The organism is Methylocystis sp. (assembly GCF_050251305.1).
Lineage (GTDB): Bacteria > Pseudomonadota > Alphaproteobacteria > Rhizobiales > Beijerinckiaceae > Methylocystis.
Window position 1 is genome coordinate 1 of sequence record NZ_JBFWNB010000014.1, and the last position, 17,008, is coordinate 17,008.

Here is a 17,008-nt window from a genome sequence, read left to right on the forward strand (position 1 = left end):
GGAATTCGACGATCTCCTGCAGATCCTCCTTGGCCTCGTCGACGCCGGCGACGTCCTCGAAGGTGACGCGCCCCTGCGTCTCCGTCAGCAGCTTCGCCTTCGACTTGCCGAAGCCCATCGCGCGGCCTGCGCCGCCCTGCATCTGGCGGGACAGGAAGATCCACACCGCAAGAAAGGCGACGAGCGGCAGCGCATTGAGCAGCAGCGTCATCATGAAGCCGCCGCCTTCATTATTCGGCTTGGCGCTGATTGAAACGTTCTTCGCCTGCAGGCGCGGCACGAGATTGGCGTCGTCCGGCGCATAAGTCGTGAATGGCCGATTGTCATTGAAATGACCGACGATTTCGTTACCAGCGATCGTCACGTCGTGGACGCGGCCTTGATCGATCTGCGTCAGCAGTTCGCTATATGAAATGTCGCGGATTGGCGTGCGCTGGCCCGGCTGCTGGAACAGCATGACGAGAGCGACCACGAGCAACCCGATGATTGCCCAGAGCGCGAGGTTTCTGAAGTGTGGGTTCATGTGGGGAGCCTGTCGGGAGCCGCTCGGTCGGGCTTATCCCCCGAAGCGCTCCGGTCATCCGCCTAATTTAAGCGCACTGGAACGCGTTGCCAAGGCTTGGAAAATCCCCCGAATCCAAGCGTTACGCTCACAAAGCTGAGCCGTTTCGACGTAAGTCGGCCTCTTGCATCGCGAATTGACGCAGATCTAGGTCGAACGGCGCGGCGGCGACGGACGCAATCGAACGCGCGCGCCATCGGTTTCGATCAAGACGTCGGCGAGCGTCATTCGTAGCGAATGGCGCGCGATCAGCGCGGCGGCGATGCGCGCGCTGGCGCGCTCCAGCCGATCGAGACGAACGGCGGGCGTCGGCGCGAGACGATGCATCGCGCTTGCGAGAACGCGCTGAAGAATGTCCAGCGGCGCCTCATTCAAGATTGCGGCGTCGAGTTCGATGCAAAATGCGTCGTTGCGACGCAGCGCGCGCTCCAGCGTCTCGGCCGCGCAATGCGACAGCGCCGCATTGGCGCGCGCCGCGCGTACGCCGAGCCGCAACAGCGCATCGCGCCCAAGCCCTTGCGCGGCGAGCGTCGGCGCCAGTTTCCGAAGCCTTGCGCGCGCGAAGCTTTCGTCGTCGTTCGACGGATCGCGGAAAAAAACATGTTCCGCGCGCGCGCAGATTGCGACGAGCTCTTCTTTGCCGAAGTCGAGCAGGGGCCGCAGAAGCGTCATGCCTTCGCTGCGCGCGATAGGCGCCATGCCGGCGAGTCCCGCCACGCCGGAGCCGCGCGTGAGACGAAATAGAATAGTTTCGGCTTGATCGTCGGCATGATGCGCAAGCACGATGGCGGATGCGTCGATGCGGCGCGCGCAGTCCGCAAGCAGCGCATAGCGCGCTTGACGCGCGCGTTCCTGCAAACGCGTTGCGGGTTTCTCGTCCTCCCAAGTCAACAGATGATGCGCAAAGCCGAGCGCGCGCGCCCAGCGGCCGACCTCTTCGGCTTCGGCGCGCGACTCCTTGCGCAGCCGATGATCGACCGTCGCCACGGCGATGTCGCGCGACGCGCGCAAGGACCATTGCGCGCACAAGAGCATCAACGCGACGGAATCGGGCCCTCCGGAAACCGCGAGAAGCGCGGAAGGATAGGGCGCAAGGAGGTCGAGCGCCTCTTCGCAACGCGGCTCGAATGAGTCCGTAACGGCGGCGAGGTCTTCCGTCTCCGCGCGTGACATGCCTACGCCCGACGGGCGCCGATCGCCGCGCGGACGGCTAGCATTGGATCTTTTTGCTTTCGCGTTGCGCCGCTTCGCGAATCCGCGTCGCCACCTTCGGAAATTTGACGTTGATCTCGGAATAGGACGCGCAGGCCTGCTCCTTCGCGCCCATCGCGCTCAGCGACTGGCCGAGGCGCAACAGCGCTTCCGGCGCCTGCGCCGAACCGCCGTATTTCGTCGAGATTTCGAGATATTTCTCCGCCGCCTCGCGATGGCGCCCGCGCAGAAAGTAGGTCTCGCCGAGGTTGAAGGTCGCGGCGGCGGCGAGCTTGCTCTTGCCGTTCTTCGCGAGGAAGGCGGAGAGCGACTTCTCGGCTTGCTCATATTTGCCGGCGCGCAGCGCGCTCACGGCCTGGTCATATTGCTCCTTGGATCCCGGGACGGGCGGCGCCGCCGCAATTTCCGCGGGCGACAACGGATCGCCGACGAGGCGGCCATGAGCGATATCGAGCGGCTGGCCGACTTCGCGCACCGGCGCAGCGGTCACCGATCCTGTCGGCCGCGCGGCGCTGTCGAGCGGCGTCGAGGGGGCCGTGGTCCCCAGCGGCCGCGGCGCGCCGGGCGCAGAGGGCTGAGTCGCCGGATCGAACGCGTCGCCGCGTCGGCTCGCGTTGGTCTCCGTCGGGAGCGCCGGCGCCGTCTGCGCAACGGTTGGCGAAGGGGCAGGGCTCCGCGGCCCGGCGTCGGTGTGCGGCGGCTCCGACTTTGTCGCGCGCAGTTGTTCTTCCAGGAGCTGCACCCGATGCTGCAGCTCTTCGTTCTGTCCGGTCAATCGGCGCAGCTCGCGCTCGAGCCGATCGATTCGCATCGACGTCGCCCCGTCCGACCCCGGTCCGGCGTCGGGCCCGTCATAAATGTCGCTCGGCGGGACATTGTAGGTCTGGGCGCGATGGTATTCGGTCTCCGGCCTGGAATCGCCATAGAGATCGAATGCCTGGGCGGCTCCCGCCGCGAAGAGGAAGAGGGCAAAAATGAGCGCGTTGCGTGAGAACATTGGTCAGAGCATGGTCGCGAAGGCCGTGACTTTCGCTGAGGGGCGTGTCCGGTTTGGCAACGCCTTGACGACGCCGTAGCATAGGCGCCCATTCGGCTAAAGTTAGGCGATGCCCTTTTTTGATCTCTTGCGGCTGCGGGGAGCGGCGCTCGCCTTTGGCGTGGCGGCCGCGGGGCCGGCGTTTTGCGCGGCGCTTCCGCCTGCGGCCGAAACCGGCGCGTGCTCGCTCGAAGGTGCGGAGCCGGCGACCGTCGCCGCCGTCGACGACGACTTTGAACTCCTGCTCGACGACGGTCGCCGCGCCTCTCTCGCTGGGCTCGACTTTCCGCCGCCGGAGATGACGGCGCTCCGCGGCGCCGCCCGCAAGCGTCTGTCGGCCTGGGTCGTCGGCCGAGACGTATTTCTCGGGTCCTTCGCCACGAAGATCGATCGCTGGGGCAGGACGCCGGCGCGCGTTTACGCGAGTCCCGCCGAGGGTGGTTCCTCAGCCCCGCTGACGGCTGTGGCGGAGGCTCTGCTGTCAGCCGGCGACGCGCGCTTTCGCCCCGATCCGGTCGCCGCCGACTGCGCCAAAGCCTATCTCGCCGCCGAGGCTCCGGCGCGCGAATCGGGCGTCGGACTTTGGTCGCAGCCAGAATTTCGCCCCATCGACGTCTCGGCGGCCTCCGCAGCGGATCTGAAGGAGCGCAAGGGAATGGTGGTCGTCGTCGGCGACGTCCATTCGGTTGGCGTGTCGCTGCACGTTTTCTACCTTAATTTTGGCGACAAATGGCGCGATAGCTTTACCGTCGTGATTTCGCGGCGCAATTTGGCTAACTTCGGGCAAATCGAGCCCCGCGCGCTTGTCGGGCGGCGGGCCCGCGTACGAGGACTGATTGAGACCGGGTCTCGCATCGAAATCGCGACGCCAGCCGAGATTGAATTTATTGACCGCGACGCTCCTCGCTAGGCGGGTCGCGCTCTCGCTGCTTGTCGGTCTCGCCGGATTGACGCTGGTCGGCTGCGCCGAGCTTGAGCGTCAAGGACGGATCTTTACCGCGCCATTGCCGCCGACCCGGCCGGCCGCGCCGCGAACGGACAATCGCAGCACGGTCCAGCATCGGGAGCTGGTCGCCCAGTTCGGCGGCGAATATGACGCTCCGGCGGCCGAGCGTTACCTCAATGCGATTCTGGCCAAGCTGGCGACGGTCAGCGATACGCCCGGTCAGCCGACCTATAAGGTGACGATTCTCAATACGCCCGTCGTCAACGCGTTCGCGCTGCCGTCCGGCAATCTTTACGTCACCCGGGGACTGTTGGCGCTCGCAGGCGACGCCTCCGAGGCCGCCGCGGTCATGGCGCATGAGATCGCCCATGTCTCGCTGCGCCACAGCGCGCTGCGCGCCGAGCGCGAGCGCGAGGCGGCGGTCATTTCGCAAGCGGCGACGGTCATTCAGAACCGCCAGAAAGGCGAGGAGGTGCGCTCGAGCCAGCGACTCTCGGTCGCGAGCTTTTCGCGGCAGCAGGAGCTCGACGCCGACGCCGCCGGCGTCCGGGTCATCGCCCGCGCCGGTTTCGATCCCTATGGCGCGTCGCGCTTCCTGACGGCGCTGGGCAGATCGACGGAATTGCGCGCGGCTCTCTATGGGAAGAAGAAGTCGCTCGACTTCGACATCATGTCGACCCATCCCTCGACCCCCGATCGCATTACCAAGGCGATCGCCGCCGCGCGCGAGATCGGCGCGCCGGGAATCGGCGTCGCGGACCGCAACGGCTATCTCGACGCCATCAAGGGCGTCGCGTTCGGCGACGATCCCACGGAAGGCTATGTTCGCGACCGCATATTCATCCATCCGCGACTGCGCTTCACCTTCACCGCGCCCGAAGGCTTCCTTCTGGAAAACTCGAACGAAGCGGTGTTTGGCGTGCGCGAAGCCGATAACGAAGCCTTGCGGCTCGACAGCGTGCGGCTGCCCGCGGATGAGAGTCTCGAAGCCTATGTCGGCTCCGGCTGGGTCGACGGTCTGCTGACCTCCTCGGTGCGCAAGCTGGACGTCAACGGGCTTCCCGCCGTCGTCGCCGTCGCGCGGGCGGGCGAGTGGAACTTCCGACTGGCGGTGATCCGCTCTGGAGAGTTTCTTTACCGTCTGATTTTTGCGGCGCGCGCGCTGAACGACCAGGCTGACGCCCGCTTTATGGAGTCCATCAAATCCTTCCGTCGCCTCGCGCCTTACGAGACCACTGACGCCCGTCCGTTGCGGATCGCGGTCGCCGTCGCCGCGCCGGGCGACAACATCGACGCCATGGCCAGGCGCATGGTGGTGCCCAACCGGCCGGTCGAATATTTCATGCTGCTCAACGGGCTGTCGGCAGGCGACGCCCTCACTCCCGGCGAACATTACAAAATCGTAACCGAGTGACGCGGGACCTTTTTGCTCGTTTTGGGAACAACTGTCCCGCCTGACGGTTATCAGCAGGAAGGCAAAATCTTGACGCGCGGGCCGCCCGTCCATTTCAGGGGCACAGCCGCGTATGGAGGGCGTCATGGCGTATATGCCTGGACTCGGACGCGAGCTGATCAAGGCTGCAGCTGAAGCCCCATTCCTGGAACGCGAAGAAGAGAAGCTGCTGGCGATCGCTTGGCGCGATCGCGGCGATCCGAAGGCGCTGCACAAGCTGACGGCGGCGCATATGCGCCTCGTCATCGCGCTGTCGGCGAAGTTCAGACATTATGGATTGCCGCTTTCCGATCTCGTCCAGGAGGGCCATGTCGGCCTGCTGGAGGCGGCGGCCCGCTTCGCGCCGGAACGGGACGTGCGTTTCTCCACCTATGCGACCTGGTGGATCAGGGCGTCAATTCAGGACTATGTCCTGCGCAACTGGTCGATCGTGCGCGGCGGCACGAGCTCGTCGCAAAAAGCCCTGTTCTTCAATCTGCGCCGATTGCGCGCCAGGCTCGCCCGCGAAAACCGTGGCGGCAGTTCGGCCGACGCCTATCAGACGATCGCCAATGCGATTGGCGTGTCGCGCGCCGATGTCGAGATGATGGATTCGCGTCTGTCGGGCTCCGACGTGTCGCTGAATGCGCAGCTGGTCGACGACGACTCGTCCGGCTCCGCGCAGCGGATGGATTTTCTGGTCGACGAAAAGCCGCTGCCCGACGAGGTCGTCGAGGAAACGCTCGACTCAGACCGCCGCGCGCGCTGGCTCAAAGACGCGCTCGCGATCCTGTCCGAACGCGAGCTGCGCATCGTGCGCGAACGCCGACTTGCGGAAAATCTTGTGACTCTCGAGACCTTGGGCGATCGCCTCGGCATCTCCAAAGAGCGCGTCCGGCAGATTGAAAGTCGCGCGCTGGTCAAGCTCAGGCGCGCGTTGTCCCGAATGCAGGAAAGCGCGGCTGAAGCGGCCGAAGAGGCAAGAGCGTAAATAAAAACCCCGGAAGTTCGCTTCCGGGGTTTTTTGTCGGCGTCGGCTCAGGCGGCGCGTTCTACGTCAGTTTCATCGCCGCCGTCTTCGTCGGCGGCGTCGCCTTCCGCCTTCGATCCGCGACGCGGGCCTTTGAGCAGGAAGGACTCGATCAGCTTCAGCGATTCCGGATCGATGAGCTTGCGCACGGCGGCGATTTCCCGCGCCATGCGATCCAGCGCCGCCTCGTAAAGTTGGCGTTCGGAATAGGATTGCTCCGGCTGCGTGTCGGACCGGTAGAGGTCGCGAACCACTTCGGCGATGGTGATGAGATCGCCTGAATTGATCTTCGCCTCATATTCTTGAGCGCGACGCGACCACATCGTCCGCTTGATGCGCGCCCGGCCGCTCAGCGTTTGCAGCGCCTTGTCGACGACCGTCGCATCGGCGAGCTTGCGCATGCCGACATTGGCGACTTTGCTCGTCGGCACCTTGAGCGTCATCTTGTCCTTGATGAAGCTCACGACGAAGAGCTCAAGGCTGAAGCCCGCGACCTCCTGCATCTCGATGCCGACGATCTGGCCGACGCCATGCGCCGGGTAGACGATGAATTCGTTGAGCTTGAAGCCCGGCTTGGCCGTTGCGGCCGGCTTCGCCTTGACCGGCGGCGCAGGGCGCGCGCCGGCGACTGGCGTCCGTTCGACCGATGCGGCGGCGGGCGCCGCCGCAGGCGTCGGTTCGGCCGGCTTCGGCGCAGCCTCCGCCGCCGGGCGCGGCTTTGGCGCCGCAGCCGCGACATGCGCCGGCTTCGGTTGTTCAGTCGCCTTGACTGCCTGATTCTGGGCGGGAGCGACGGGCGCCGCCGTCTTGACGGGTTTCGTCTCGGGCGCTTTGCTCGGCGCCGCTGATTTGACCGTCTTGGTCTCAGGCTTCGCGCTGGCGCTCACCTTTTCCGCCGCGGACTTGGCCGCCTTGGCGGCCACCGCCCGTTTCGTCACGTTCTTGGTCGTGACGGCCGTCTTGGCCGCCACCGAACGCTTGGCGCTCGATTTGGCCGCAGGCTTGTTGGCGGCGGCGCGGGTAGAGGCGCGAGGGCTCGCCGCCGCAGCCGCGCGGCGAGTCGCCGTGGCGCGCGCCGTGGTCTTTGCGGCGGTCTGAGTCTTGGCCGATTTCGACTTCGTCGTTGTTGGTTTTGAGGTCATCGCTCTCGTTGTTTTCGCGGATGTTTTTGTGCTTGTCTTACGGCTCGAAGCGGCGGCGCGCGCCGGCTTGCTCGCCGAGGCGGAGCGACTGGCCGACTTTTTGGATGTCGAAGGCCGCGCAGCAGCGCTTGTCTTGGTTGCCCCGCTCTTCGCCGCGCGCTTGGCGAGCGATTTGGATCGAGCGGACGAGCCCTTGCCGCGCGCCGCTGCGGTGGAGGCACTCGCGGGCGACTTTTTCTCGGCTTTCTTGCTGGAGGGCATACGCGGGCTACTCCTCTTCCGTCCCGCTGTGGAGACGGGACCATGACCGCCTGACGAATCGCTGATTGCCGACGGCGACAACGCCGCGACACCGCGAAGGCGGCTAGTGGAAACCTTGTGTGCTAGCGCCGCATATCCAACAGCCGAACCATTAGGCCGACCCTCGGAAAAGAGAGGCTTTCGAATAAATCTCGAGATGGTGACTGTGTGGCGCCGGATCGCCCTTCGACAAGGCGTGTATTTAGTGTGTGATTTATAACACAAGAAACAACGAAAATCAAAGGCGCATGGCCCCGAACGGCGCCTGAGCAGATGTGGAAAACGCCGCTAAGCTACGATAGATTATAGTGTTTCAAATAAATTAACGATATGGAAACGCTCGGCGCGCGCCCGCTGCGCCAGCGTCGCCTTCTGAACACTGTTCAGTCTCCCTGTCCAGCCTCGGCGGAAAAGAACTGCTCGAACTTGCCCGGCTTCCCATCCCATTCCTTGGCGTCGGGGGGCGGGTCGCGCTTGATCGTGATATTGGGCCAATTCTGCGCCATTTCGGCGTTAAGCTGCAGCCACTGCTCGAGATTTTCTTCGGTGTCGGGCTTGATGGCGTTCGCTGGGCACTCGGGTTCGCAGACGCCGCAGTCGATGCATTCGTCCGGATGGATCACCAGCATATTTTCGCCTTCGTAGAAACAGTCCACCGGACATACTTCAACGCAGTCCATATACTTGCACTTGATGCAGTTTTCCGTGACGACGTAAGTCATAAGGGTGATCTCTCCGCGACCTCGCCGTTTGCTAGCTTTTTTGCCTGCGTCACGCAAGGCGAGCAGAAGCGAGCGTCGTAGATATGATTGCGACTCCAACCCGCAAGGTCAGACATGGTCGAAACCCTCAATTCGCCAGCGACGGCCGCCATGGGCCGGCAGGCGCTGACGGCGCGCGCGCTGCTGCTCGGCGAGCGGATCGACACTGACGGTCTCGAACGGCAGGATCTCGTGTCCACGGCGCCTCTCGCCTTTCACGCCGGGCAGAGCGGATTCGCCGTGCTTTATCGCTTCGGGGTCGCCGTTCTCTTCGGGCTGTCGCCGCTGGAGGAGGATGAGATTGTCAAGAAGATCGGAATGCGCGTGTCGGGCGCGTCCCGCGGCGACGATGAAACCTTGCTCATCGAAGCCTCGCCGGAAAGCGAGGAAAAGGCGCTGCCGGACGGACGCCTCGCGGTGAAGGACTTTTCGGAAGCGCGGTTGCTGGTGATCGCCGACGTTTTGTCGAAGAGCGTCGCCCTGGCGCGCGACGAGGGCCGCGTGAACGCCGTCTTCGACACGATCGAGCCTTTCGCCGCCGAGCTTGCGGCGCGGGGCAGCCCGCCATGGAAGCGCAAATCCATGCTGGAGCTGATCGGCCAGACGCTGCTCGTGCGTCATCGGGTTTCCGGCCGGGTCGCCGTCGACGACAAGCCGGACGTCCTTTGGGATCGGCCTGACCTCGAACGGCTCTATGCGCGTCTCGAGGACGAATATGACCTCGCGCCGCGGGCGCGCACGCTGAGCGCCAAGATCGACGTGATCGGCGAGACCGCCCGGGCGCTGACCGATCTCATCGACGCGGCGCGCTCGGTCCGGCTCGAGTGGACGATCATCATCCTGATCGCCATGGAGATCGTTCTCACCCTGTTCCAGATGTGGGTCGCGCACAGGAGCTGAGCGCCACTTCGACGTCGCGCAGCGGCGTGTCGCCGGCGATCCATTCGAAGCTCGGAAGCTGGTGGCGCGCGAAGGTGAACTGTCGCTTGGCGTAGCGGCGCGTGTCGAGCTGGCTGCGCAAGATCGCCTCTTCCAACGTCAGCTTTCCGTCCAAATAGGCGATGAGATGCGGGACGCCGTGCGCGCGCATCGCCGGCAGCGCTGGATCGAGCGCGCGCGTCTTCAGCGCCGCCACCTCGTCGATCGCGCCGATTTGCGCCATTTGCTCGAATCTTGCGTCGATGCGCGCGTAAAGCGTCTGGCGTTCAGGCGCGAGGAAAAAGGCCGGACAGTCCGACGCATTCAGAAGCGGCGGACTGCGCGGGCCTTGAAAGGAGACGAGGGGCTTGCCGGTCGCTTTCAGCACTTCGAGCGCGCGCAGCACCCGCTGCGGATCGGTGTCGCGCAGAAGCGCCGCCGTGTCCGCATCGCGGGCGGCGAGTTCGGCGTGAAGCTGTTGCGGAGTCTTGTCCTGCGCCCAGGCGCGCATCGCCACGCGCACGTCGTCAGGCACGGCGGGGATATCCGACAGACCATAGAGCGCGGCCTTGAAATACATTCCGGTGCCGCCGACAAGAATAGGCGTCAGTCGCCGCGCCTCGACCTCGCGCAGCGTGCGCGAAAGGTCGTCAAGCCAGCGCCCGACCGAATAGTTCGTCGCCGCATCGACATGGCCAAAGAGCAGATGCGGCGCGGCGGCTTCTTCCTCGACGGTCGGGCGCGCGGTGATGATCCGCAGGTCGCGATAGACCTGCATCGAGTCGGCGTTGACGACCGCGCCGGGCAGGCGGCGGGCGAGCGCCAGCGCCAGCGCGGACTTGCCCGATGCGGTTGGACCTGCAATGAGAATGGCGCGCGCGCCCATGGCCCTATTGCCGCTGAAACGGTTGAGATGTCAAAGCCCGTCGATGATGTCAAAGCCCGTTGATTATGTCGCGACCTTCGTCGCCGGACGCGGCGCGACGCTGAATGACCGCACAATCGCGAGCGTGCTGTACGACGCGGCGCTCGTCGACGCCGGCCGCGACTGGCTCGCGCCGGATCTCGCCGTCGACGTGTTTTTGCCCGGGGCGGGGCATGACTTCGGCGATCTGCGCGCGCGCCTGCAGACGGCCGTGGCCGACGATCCCCTGGACGTGATCCTGCAGCCGACGTCGGAGCGCCGGAAGCGGCTGCTCGTCGCCGATATGGATTCGACGATGATCGAACAGGAATGCGTCGACGAACTCGCCGACCTCGTCGGTTTGCGCGAACATGTCGCGGCGATCACCGAGCGCGCGATGCGCGGCGAGGTGGCGTTTGAGGGCGCCTTGAAGGAACGCGTCGCGCTGCTCGCCGGCGTGACGCTCGCGCAGATCGAGACTCTGCTGACGCGCATTACGTTGACGCCTGGCGCCCGGCGGCTCGTGCGCACTATGCGCGCGCATGGCGCGTATACGGCGCTCGTATCGGGCGGCTTCACCTTATTCACGGAGCCCGTCGCGGCGCGTATCGGCTTTCATGAGACGCGCGCCAATCGTCTCGAAGTCGTCGACGACGCGCTGACCGGCGTCGTCGTCGCGCCGGTCCTGGGCAGCGAAGCCAAGCGTCGCGCGCTCGTCGAACTGCGCGAGGCGCGCGCGCTGTCGCAGGACGCGACGCTGGCGATTGGCGACGGCGCCAATGATCTCGACATGCTGCGCGAAGCCGGGTTGGGCGTCGCCTTTCGCGCCAAGCCAAGAGTGGCGCAGGCGGCGGCGGCGCGCGTCGATCACGCCGATTTGACGGCGCTGCTTTATGCGCAGGGCTATCGGCGGGAAGAGTTCGCCGAATGACGGACCCTTCTCCCGCAAGCGGGAGAAGGGATCGGATCACTCCACCGGCAGGGCGACGAAATGCGCGTCGCCCTGGCCATTGGCGACGATCAGCAACGCAGTTTTCTTGCCGTCGCTCTTCAGCGCCTTTACCTTTTTCACCACATCGGCCGGATCGCTGACCGCCTCTTGATTGACCTCGAGCAGCACTTCGCCGGCCTGGAGGCGTTTCTCGGCCGCCTCCGAGCGCGGATCCACCGCGGTGATGACGACGCCGCCCTTGACGGTGTCCTTGATCTGGAAACGCGCTCTCAGATCGTCGGAGAGTCGCGACAGCTCAAGCCCCAGCACGTTCTGCGATGACGTGGCGCCGCTGTCGGACTTCTCCCTGTCGCCGCCCTTCGACGCGACCTTCTCGCCATCCTCGAGCCGGCCGAGCTTGACGATCTTGGTCTGCTCCTTGCCGCTGCGCACGATGACGAGTTCGACGTCCTTGCCGACCGGAGTCGCCGCGACGAGCTTCGGCAGGTCTCGCGATTCCTTGATCGGCTTGCCGTCGAATTTGATGATGACGTCGCCGACCTTGAGGCCGGCCGGTTTCGACGGCCCCTTGTCGTCAACCCCGGCGACGAGCGCGCCGCGGGTCGCGCCCAGGCTGAGCGTTTCGGCGATGGCGTCGTCGATGTTCTGGATGCGGACGCCGAGCCAGCCGCGGCGCGTTTCGCCGAACTGCTGCAGCTGCTCGATGACGGGCTGAACCGTATTCGCCGGCGTCGCGAAGCCGATGCCGACCGATCCGCCCGATGGCGACAGGATGGCCGTGTTGATGCCGATGACTTCGCCGTCCATATTGAACAGCGGTCCGCCCGAATTGCCCTTGTTGATCGAGGCGTCGGTCTGGATGTAGTTGTCGTAAGGACCGCTGTCGATATTGCGGTTGCGCGCCGAAACAATGCCGGCCGTCACCGATCCGCCAAGGCCGAAGGGGTTGCCGACGGCGAGCACCCAATCCCCGACCTTCGCCTTGTCGCTGTCCCCGAACTTCACCGCCTTCAATGGCTTCTCGGGCTTCACTTTCAGGACCGCGACGTCCACTTTCTGGTCCTTGCCCAAAACTTCCGCCTTGAGCTTCTGGCCGTCGTTGAAAATCACCGTCACTTCATTGGCGTCGGCAATGACGTGGTTGTTGGTGATCACAATGCCGGAAGGATCGATCACGAAGCCGGAGCCGAGCGAGCTGGACCTGCGCTGACGCGGCAGCTCCGGCATGCCTTGGCCGCGCCGGCGAAAGAATTCTTCGAAGAGATCGTCGAAGGGCGCGCCAGGGCCGACGCCCGGGGGCAGATTCGGTCCGTCGTTCCGGGCGCTGCGTTTCGCGTCGACCGTGGTCGCCGAAATGTTGACCACGGCGTCAGAGACCTGATTGGAGAGCTCGGACAGCGAATCGGGACCCTTCGCCGCGGCCGGGAAGAAAAGGAAGCAGAGTACGGGCGCGGTCGCGAGGATCGCTCTCGCGGCGCGACGAAGTGCGGACGTCATGCGTTTGTCTCCTCGAGGGACAGATTGGCCCGGGCGCGGCTCAACGCGCGCGCCGCCGGGTCACTTTTTTTGGTTTGTTGGCTCCGGTCGTTCGGACCGCTCTGCGCTGGTCGCGGCGCTCGCCTCCGGAGCCGAGAAAAAACGGAAGAACTCCGAACGCGGGCTGATCAGAAAACGTGTTTCGCCAGGTTTGAAAGCGCTGTCATAGGCTTGCATCGATCGATAGAACGCGAAGAAATCCGGGTCGCGGCCGAAAGCTTCGGCGAAGATGCGATTGCGCTCGGCGTCTCCTTCGCCTTTCAACTGATCGGCCTGACGCTGCGCCTCGGCTTTCAGCACGATGACGTCGCGATCGGCCTTGGCGGTGATCTTTTGCGCCTGCTCCGAGCCCTGCGCGCGATATTCGGCGGCTTCGCGCTGACGCTCGGTCTGCATCCGTCCGAACACCTTCTCCGAAATTTGCTGCGGGAGATCGACGCGGCGGATGCGCGCATCGACGACCTGCACGCCGAACTTGCGCGCTTCGCCGTCCGCCTGCTCCTTGATCTTCACCATCAGCGCGGCGCGTTCGTCGCGAACGATCTGCTGCTGGTTGGCTTCGCTGAGCACGCGACGGACGGCGGAGTTCAGCACGGAGCCGAGCTGATTGTTCGCGCCTCTGACGCTGTTGACCGTCTGATAGAAGCGCAGCGCGTCAACGATGCGGTAGCGGATGAAACTGTCGACCTCAAGCCGCTGATTGTCGGCGGCGAGCACTTCGAGATTTGGACTCTCGACGTCCAGAATGCGGTTGTCGAACAGGACGACATTCTCGACGACCGGAATCTTGAAATGCAGGCCCGGGTCGGTGATCAGACCGCGACCGGCCACCGGTTCGCCGAAACGCAGGACGAGCGCCTGCTCGGTTTGCGATACGGTAAAGAGAGCGCCGGACAGGGCGACGACGGCGAGGAGCGCGGCGACCGCAAGCGTAAAGAGGAGGCCGGATTTCATTTGCGGCCTCCCTGGAAGGGCGCGAAGGCGGGCAGGGGAACGAATGGCGCGACGCTCGCGCCGCCTTTCGACGGATCGTCGAGAATGACTTTGTCGGCGCCGCCCAGCACACGCTCCATCGTTTCAATATACAGCCGCTGACGGGTGAGCTCCGGCGCGTTCTTGTACTGGTCATAGACCTTTTCGAAGCGCGCCGCCTGGCCGCGGGCTTCGGCGACGGTCTGTTCTCGATAGGCTTCCGCTTCCTGCAGAATGCGGGCGGCGGCGCCGCGGGCTTCCGGCACGACGCGGTTGGCGTAGGCTTCGGCCTCGTTCCCGAGGCGCTGCAAATCCTGCTGCGCGGCGGTCACGTCGCGGAAGGCGGCGATGACCTGCTGCGGCGGATCGACGGAGAGCAGCAGCACCTGCAGCACCAGCACGCCTGCGTGATAGTCGTCGAGCACCTTTTGCATCAGTTGCTGACTGGCGGGCTCGATCAATTTACGGTCGGCGGTCAAAATTTTCTGGATCTGCGATTGTCCGACGATCTCGCGCATCGCGCTCTCGGCCACCGCCTTAACCGTTAGCGGCGGATTGGCGACGTTGAAGGCGTATTCCTCGGGCTTCGCTGGATCAATCTGCCAGATCACCCGAAACTTGACGTCGGCGATATTTTCATCGCCAGTCAGCATCAGGCTCTCTTCAGGCGCTTCAGGGCCTCGCGGGGCGGAAGCCGGCCCGCGGCGGCGAGGTTCGGCGACGACCGCCGGCTCCTCGCGGAATCCGACGTCGGTGATGTTGCGATCAGTGACGGCGAGCTTGATGACCGACCCAATCGGTCCAGGAAGGTTATAGTTAAGGCCGGCCTGGGTCTTTCCCATATATTTGCCGAAGATCAGATTGAGGCCGATCTCATTGGGGCCGACCGTATAGAGTCCAGAGAGCAGCCAAGCGAGCACGGCGAGGAGGATGAGGATCGCGAGGCCGCGCCCGCCGACTCCGCCCGGCAGAATCTGTTTGAGACCTTCCTGGCTGCGGCGCAGCATTTCTTCGAGGTCCGGCGGCTGGCCTCCTGAGCCCTGGCCCCATGGCCCACCGGGCTGACCCCATGGATTGTTATTCTGATTGCGCGGCCCGCCTTGATCGCTCCAGGGCATTTCGTCTCGCATTTTGAGAAATGGGCGGCGCTCACGCCGCGTGTGGCAATGTTATAGGCACTCGCAGCCGCTGCGGCAATGATGCGCCACCGTAGACCCGAATGCGGAGGAGACCGAAATGATTCGCGATTACACCAATGTCGCGGCCAATGAGCGAACCTTTCTCGCATGGGTTCGAACCGGCGTCGCGGTGATCGCTCTCGGCTTCGTCATCGAACGATTCAATCTGTTTCTGGTGACGATCGCCGGCGCGGTCGTGGCTGACGCGGAACGGTTACATCTTCACCGTCTCCAAAATCCAGCGAGTCGCTACGGCGGCGCCGCGCTCGTCGGCGCAGGCGTCACGCTGATCGTAATTTCAACCATCCGCTTCATTCACACGGCGCGGCTGCTTTCGCGCGACGAGCCCTATACGGCGCGCGCGACAAACGTCAGCCTCTATTTCCTGTCCGCGCTGTTGATCGCCGTCGCCGTATTCAGCGCTTATGTCGTGATCGCGTGAATTCAACGCGATGTCGCGCGACGCAAGCGCGCCATTCGATTGCGGCGTTCATCCGCCAACCAACGTCGTCTGAATTGACGCATGCGCGCCCGGCGCGCGCGTCAATGCGTCGGCGCACAGATCAGCCGCGTTGAACATGCTGAAAGAGTCATCGTCAGGCAGAACGATCCCGGTTGCGGCGAACCACGTCGCTTCGATGGCGTCGCTCGGCCCGGCGTAACAGGCGCGTTCGATCGCGTGGCTGAAGACGCGACGTTTGCCTGAGCTTGCATTGGCAACTCCTCATGCGCAGGCGCGTCGCAAATGCTCGAAGCGAGCGCCGCAGCGCGCGAAGCTGCGTTGTGCGGACGAACGTTTCCGTGAGTTCTCAATCACGCGACGATAAGCGGCGTCGCACCTTTTCGAAGATGCGCTCTATTACAATTTTCTATGACAATCCTCTATTTCGATCGAACTCCTCAATATGGATGAGGTGTGCAAGAGCATTAACGGATATGATTACGCGAGCGCGGAGTTCAGCGGCGCAATGAATTGCATTTCTTATGCCGCGTGAGCAGCAAACGCACAGAAGTCGTGAAGCGCGCTGTCGTATTTCTGACATCAAGAAAAAAAGTGAAACACGCAAATGAGTTAGCCCTTTCGCGTGTTTTGGCGGCGCAAAAAATCAGGAAAAAGTGCAGCCGGGATGCAACGAAGTTTCAAGTAAAACGTTGACAGTGAGCGCTTGCTGCAGCGCACCTAAGTTTTGGGCGTGATGCACATAAATTGGCCATGGCACGGTTGGCGCCTTCGTTTGGAGGGACATTGATGGAAACCATCAATGCAGTGACGTTCAATCAATGCTTTGATGCAAACGCATCGATTACTGCGCGCAGATCGGAAGCGATCGGCGTGATCGCTCTCGATCCTCCATCGAAGAACGCAGAGACGAATTCAGAAGAGCAATCGCTCGATCGCGACGCGACGCTGCTGCGCGTCAAAGCGCGTGCCGAACTGCGTCTGGCGCAGCGTGAACGCGATGCGCATAAGGCGACGAGGGATCGCATCCAGGACGCCGTCGCGCGTGCGAACGCGCTTTCGGCGACGATCGAGAGGAAGCTCGCGAAACTCGTCAATCTCGACAAGCGCATCGCCATAGAATGCGCAGAGTCGCTGCTTCGCTCGTTCGAACAAGACACCGCCGCCGCGTTCGAACTCTCGCCGAAAATGAAACGGTTGGCGGAGAAGAAATTCGCCCTCGAAAATCAATTGGCCGCTTTTCGACGCGCGCTGGATTGTCTTGGCCAGGACCTCGCAACGGCCGAAAGCAGTCTGAGGAAAGCTGAAGACGACGTCGAGAGAGCGGCGATCGCCGTGGCGGCGACAGAGATGGAGCCGATCGCCGCCGAATTGGCGCGCGCTGAAAATCAGGCGGCGCGGCTGCGGCGTCTGCTTCTCGGTTACGGCGCTCTTCGGCACGCCGGCGGCTTCCTGCCGATGAGCAGCGCGACGGCGCAACTGCTCAGGGCGCCGCCGAAGAACGCCGTGGTGGGCGGAAGCGCGCATTGCTTCGAAGCCACCGCGCAATGGGCATCCTATTTGCAGCAACTCGGCATGAATTGCGAAGCGACGTTCGATGCAGAATCGGGTTCGTGAGTTGATTGCAAGAGGGATTTTTTCCACTGGCGGCGCGAATGCGCCATCGA

Annotated in this window: 17 protein-coding genes; 8 read left to right on the forward strand and 9 right to left on the reverse strand. The window is 64.0% G+C overall.

The window, feature by feature from the left end; genetic code table 11:
* The 3 genes from AB7F41_RS06810 to ybgF form a co-directional block, all read right to left on the reverse strand.
* On the reverse strand, positions 1-523 hold a 523-nt coding region (locus AB7F41_RS06810), incomplete at its 3' end, for an ATP-dependent metallopeptidase FtsH/Yme1/Tma family protein (RefSeq protein ID WP_428383939.1).
* Positions 524-709: 186 nt separating this feature from the next.
* Positions 710-1,735, reverse strand: coding sequence for a tRNA lysidine(34) synthetase TilS (tilS, locus tag AB7F41_RS06815; protein WP_428383941.1), 1,026 nt, complete (start codon positions 1,733-1,735; stop codon positions 710-712).
* A 37-nt stretch (positions 1,736-1,772) separates the two neighbouring features.
* A complete protein-coding gene (ybgF, locus tag AB7F41_RS06820; protein WP_428383943.1) occupies positions 1,773-2,771 on the reverse strand; it encodes a tol-pal system protein YbgF in 999 nt (332 codons plus the stop codon).
* A gap of 109 nt (positions 2,772-2,880) precedes the next feature.
* Between ybgF and AB7F41_RS06825 the strand changes: the two genes are divergently transcribed.
* The 3 genes from AB7F41_RS06825 to AB7F41_RS06835 all read left to right on the forward strand — a co-directional run bounded on the left by AB7F41_RS06825 (position 2,881) and on the right by AB7F41_RS06835 (position 6,179).
* Positions 2,881-3,720, forward strand: coding sequence for a thermonuclease family protein (locus AB7F41_RS06825; protein WP_428383945.1), 840 nt, complete (start codon positions 2,881-2,883; stop codon positions 3,718-3,720).
* A complete protein-coding gene (locus tag AB7F41_RS06830) occupies positions 3,698-5,170 on the forward strand; it encodes a M48 family metalloprotease (RefSeq protein WP_428383947.1) in 1,473 nt (490 codons plus the stop codon). Before AB7F41_RS06825 ends, AB7F41_RS06830 begins: the two co-directional genes overlap by 23 nt.
* A 124-nt stretch (positions 5,171-5,294) precedes the next feature.
* Positions 5,295-6,179 carry an RNA polymerase factor sigma-32 gene (locus AB7F41_RS06835; protein ID WP_428383949.1) on the forward strand — a complete coding sequence of 295 codons (885 nt, stop codon included), beginning with the start codon at positions 5,295-5,297 and terminating at the stop codon, positions 6,177-6,179.
* Positions 6,180-6,226: 47 nt separating this feature from the next.
* On the opposite strand, the gene AB7F41_RS06840 is transcribed toward AB7F41_RS06835, so the two are convergent.
* Positions 6,227-7,360 carry a CarD family transcriptional regulator gene (locus AB7F41_RS06840; RefSeq protein WP_428383951.1) on the reverse strand — a complete coding sequence of 378 codons (1,134 nt, stop codon included), beginning with the start codon at positions 7,358-7,360 and terminating at the stop codon, positions 6,227-6,229.
* Between AB7F41_RS06840 and AB7F41_RS06845 the strand changes: the two genes are divergently transcribed.
* Complete coding sequence (locus tag AB7F41_RS06845; RefSeq protein WP_428383953.1) at positions 7,320-7,667, forward strand: hypothetical protein; 348 nt, start codon at positions 7,320-7,322, stop codon at positions 7,665-7,667. The genes AB7F41_RS06840 and AB7F41_RS06845 overlap by 41 nt on opposite strands.
* A gap of 376 nt (positions 7,668-8,043) precedes the next feature.
* Here AB7F41_RS06845 and fdxA read toward each other — a convergent pair whose 3' ends face one another.
* Positions 8,044-8,382 carry a ferredoxin FdxA gene (fdxA, locus tag AB7F41_RS06850; RefSeq protein WP_428383955.1) on the reverse strand — a complete coding sequence of 113 codons (339 nt, stop codon included), beginning with the start codon at positions 8,380-8,382 and terminating at the stop codon, positions 8,044-8,046.
* A 114-nt stretch (positions 8,383-8,496) separates the two neighbouring features.
* Here fdxA and AB7F41_RS06855 point away from each other — a divergent pair, with 114 nt between their 5' ends.
* Positions 8,497-9,321, forward strand: coding sequence for an RMD1 family protein (locus AB7F41_RS06855; RefSeq protein ID WP_428383957.1), 825 nt, complete (start codon positions 8,497-8,499; stop codon positions 9,319-9,321).
* Here AB7F41_RS06855 and miaA read toward each other — a convergent pair.
* Positions 9,284-10,225: a tRNA (adenosine(37)-N6)-dimethylallyltransferase MiaA gene (gene miaA, locus AB7F41_RS06860; RefSeq protein WP_428383959.1), complete on the reverse strand. Its 942-nt coding sequence runs from the start codon at positions 10,223-10,225 to the stop codon at positions 9,284-9,286. The genes AB7F41_RS06855 and miaA overlap by 38 nt on opposite strands.
* Before the next feature lie 46 nt (positions 10,226-10,271).
* Here miaA and serB point away from each other — a divergent pair, with 46 nt between their 5' ends.
* Positions 10,272-11,174, forward strand: coding sequence for a phosphoserine phosphatase SerB (gene serB / locus AB7F41_RS06865; RefSeq protein WP_428383960.1), 903 nt, complete (start codon positions 10,272-10,274; stop codon positions 11,172-11,174).
* 36 nt (positions 11,175-11,210) lie between these two features.
* Here serB and AB7F41_RS06870 read toward each other — a convergent pair whose 3' ends face one another.
* From AB7F41_RS06870 to hflK, 3 genes are read right to left on the reverse strand one after another with little or no spacing between them, the layout of a single operon-like run.
* Positions 11,211-12,692, reverse strand: coding sequence for a Do family serine endopeptidase (locus tag AB7F41_RS06870; protein ID WP_428383962.1), 1,482 nt, complete (start codon positions 12,690-12,692; stop codon positions 11,211-11,213).
* Between the two features lie 60 nt (positions 12,693-12,752).
* Positions 12,753-13,685, reverse strand: a complete 933-nt coding sequence (hflC, locus tag AB7F41_RS06875; protein WP_428383964.1) for a protease modulator HflC — start codon at positions 13,683-13,685, stop codon at positions 12,753-12,755.
* Entirely contained in the window at positions 13,682-14,821 is a 1,140-nt protein-coding gene (hflK, locus tag AB7F41_RS06880; protein ID WP_428383966.1) for an FtsH protease activity modulator HflK, read from the reverse strand. Before hflK ends, hflC begins: the two co-directional genes overlap by 4 nt.
* A gap of 118 nt (positions 14,822-14,939) precedes the next feature.
* Between hflK and AB7F41_RS06885 the strand changes: the two genes are divergently transcribed.
* Together AB7F41_RS06885 and AB7F41_RS06890 are read left to right on the forward strand one after the other, a co-directional pair.
* Positions 14,940-15,323, forward strand: a complete 384-nt coding sequence (locus AB7F41_RS06885) for a YidH family protein (RefSeq protein ID WP_428383968.1) — start codon at positions 14,940-14,942, stop codon at positions 15,321-15,323.
* Between the two features lie 807 nt (positions 15,324-16,130).
* Positions 16,131-16,958, forward strand: coding sequence for a hypothetical protein (locus AB7F41_RS06890; RefSeq protein ID WP_428383970.1), 828 nt, complete (start codon positions 16,131-16,133; stop codon positions 16,956-16,958).
* The last annotated feature ends 50 nt before the right edge of the window (positions 16,959-17,008 follow it).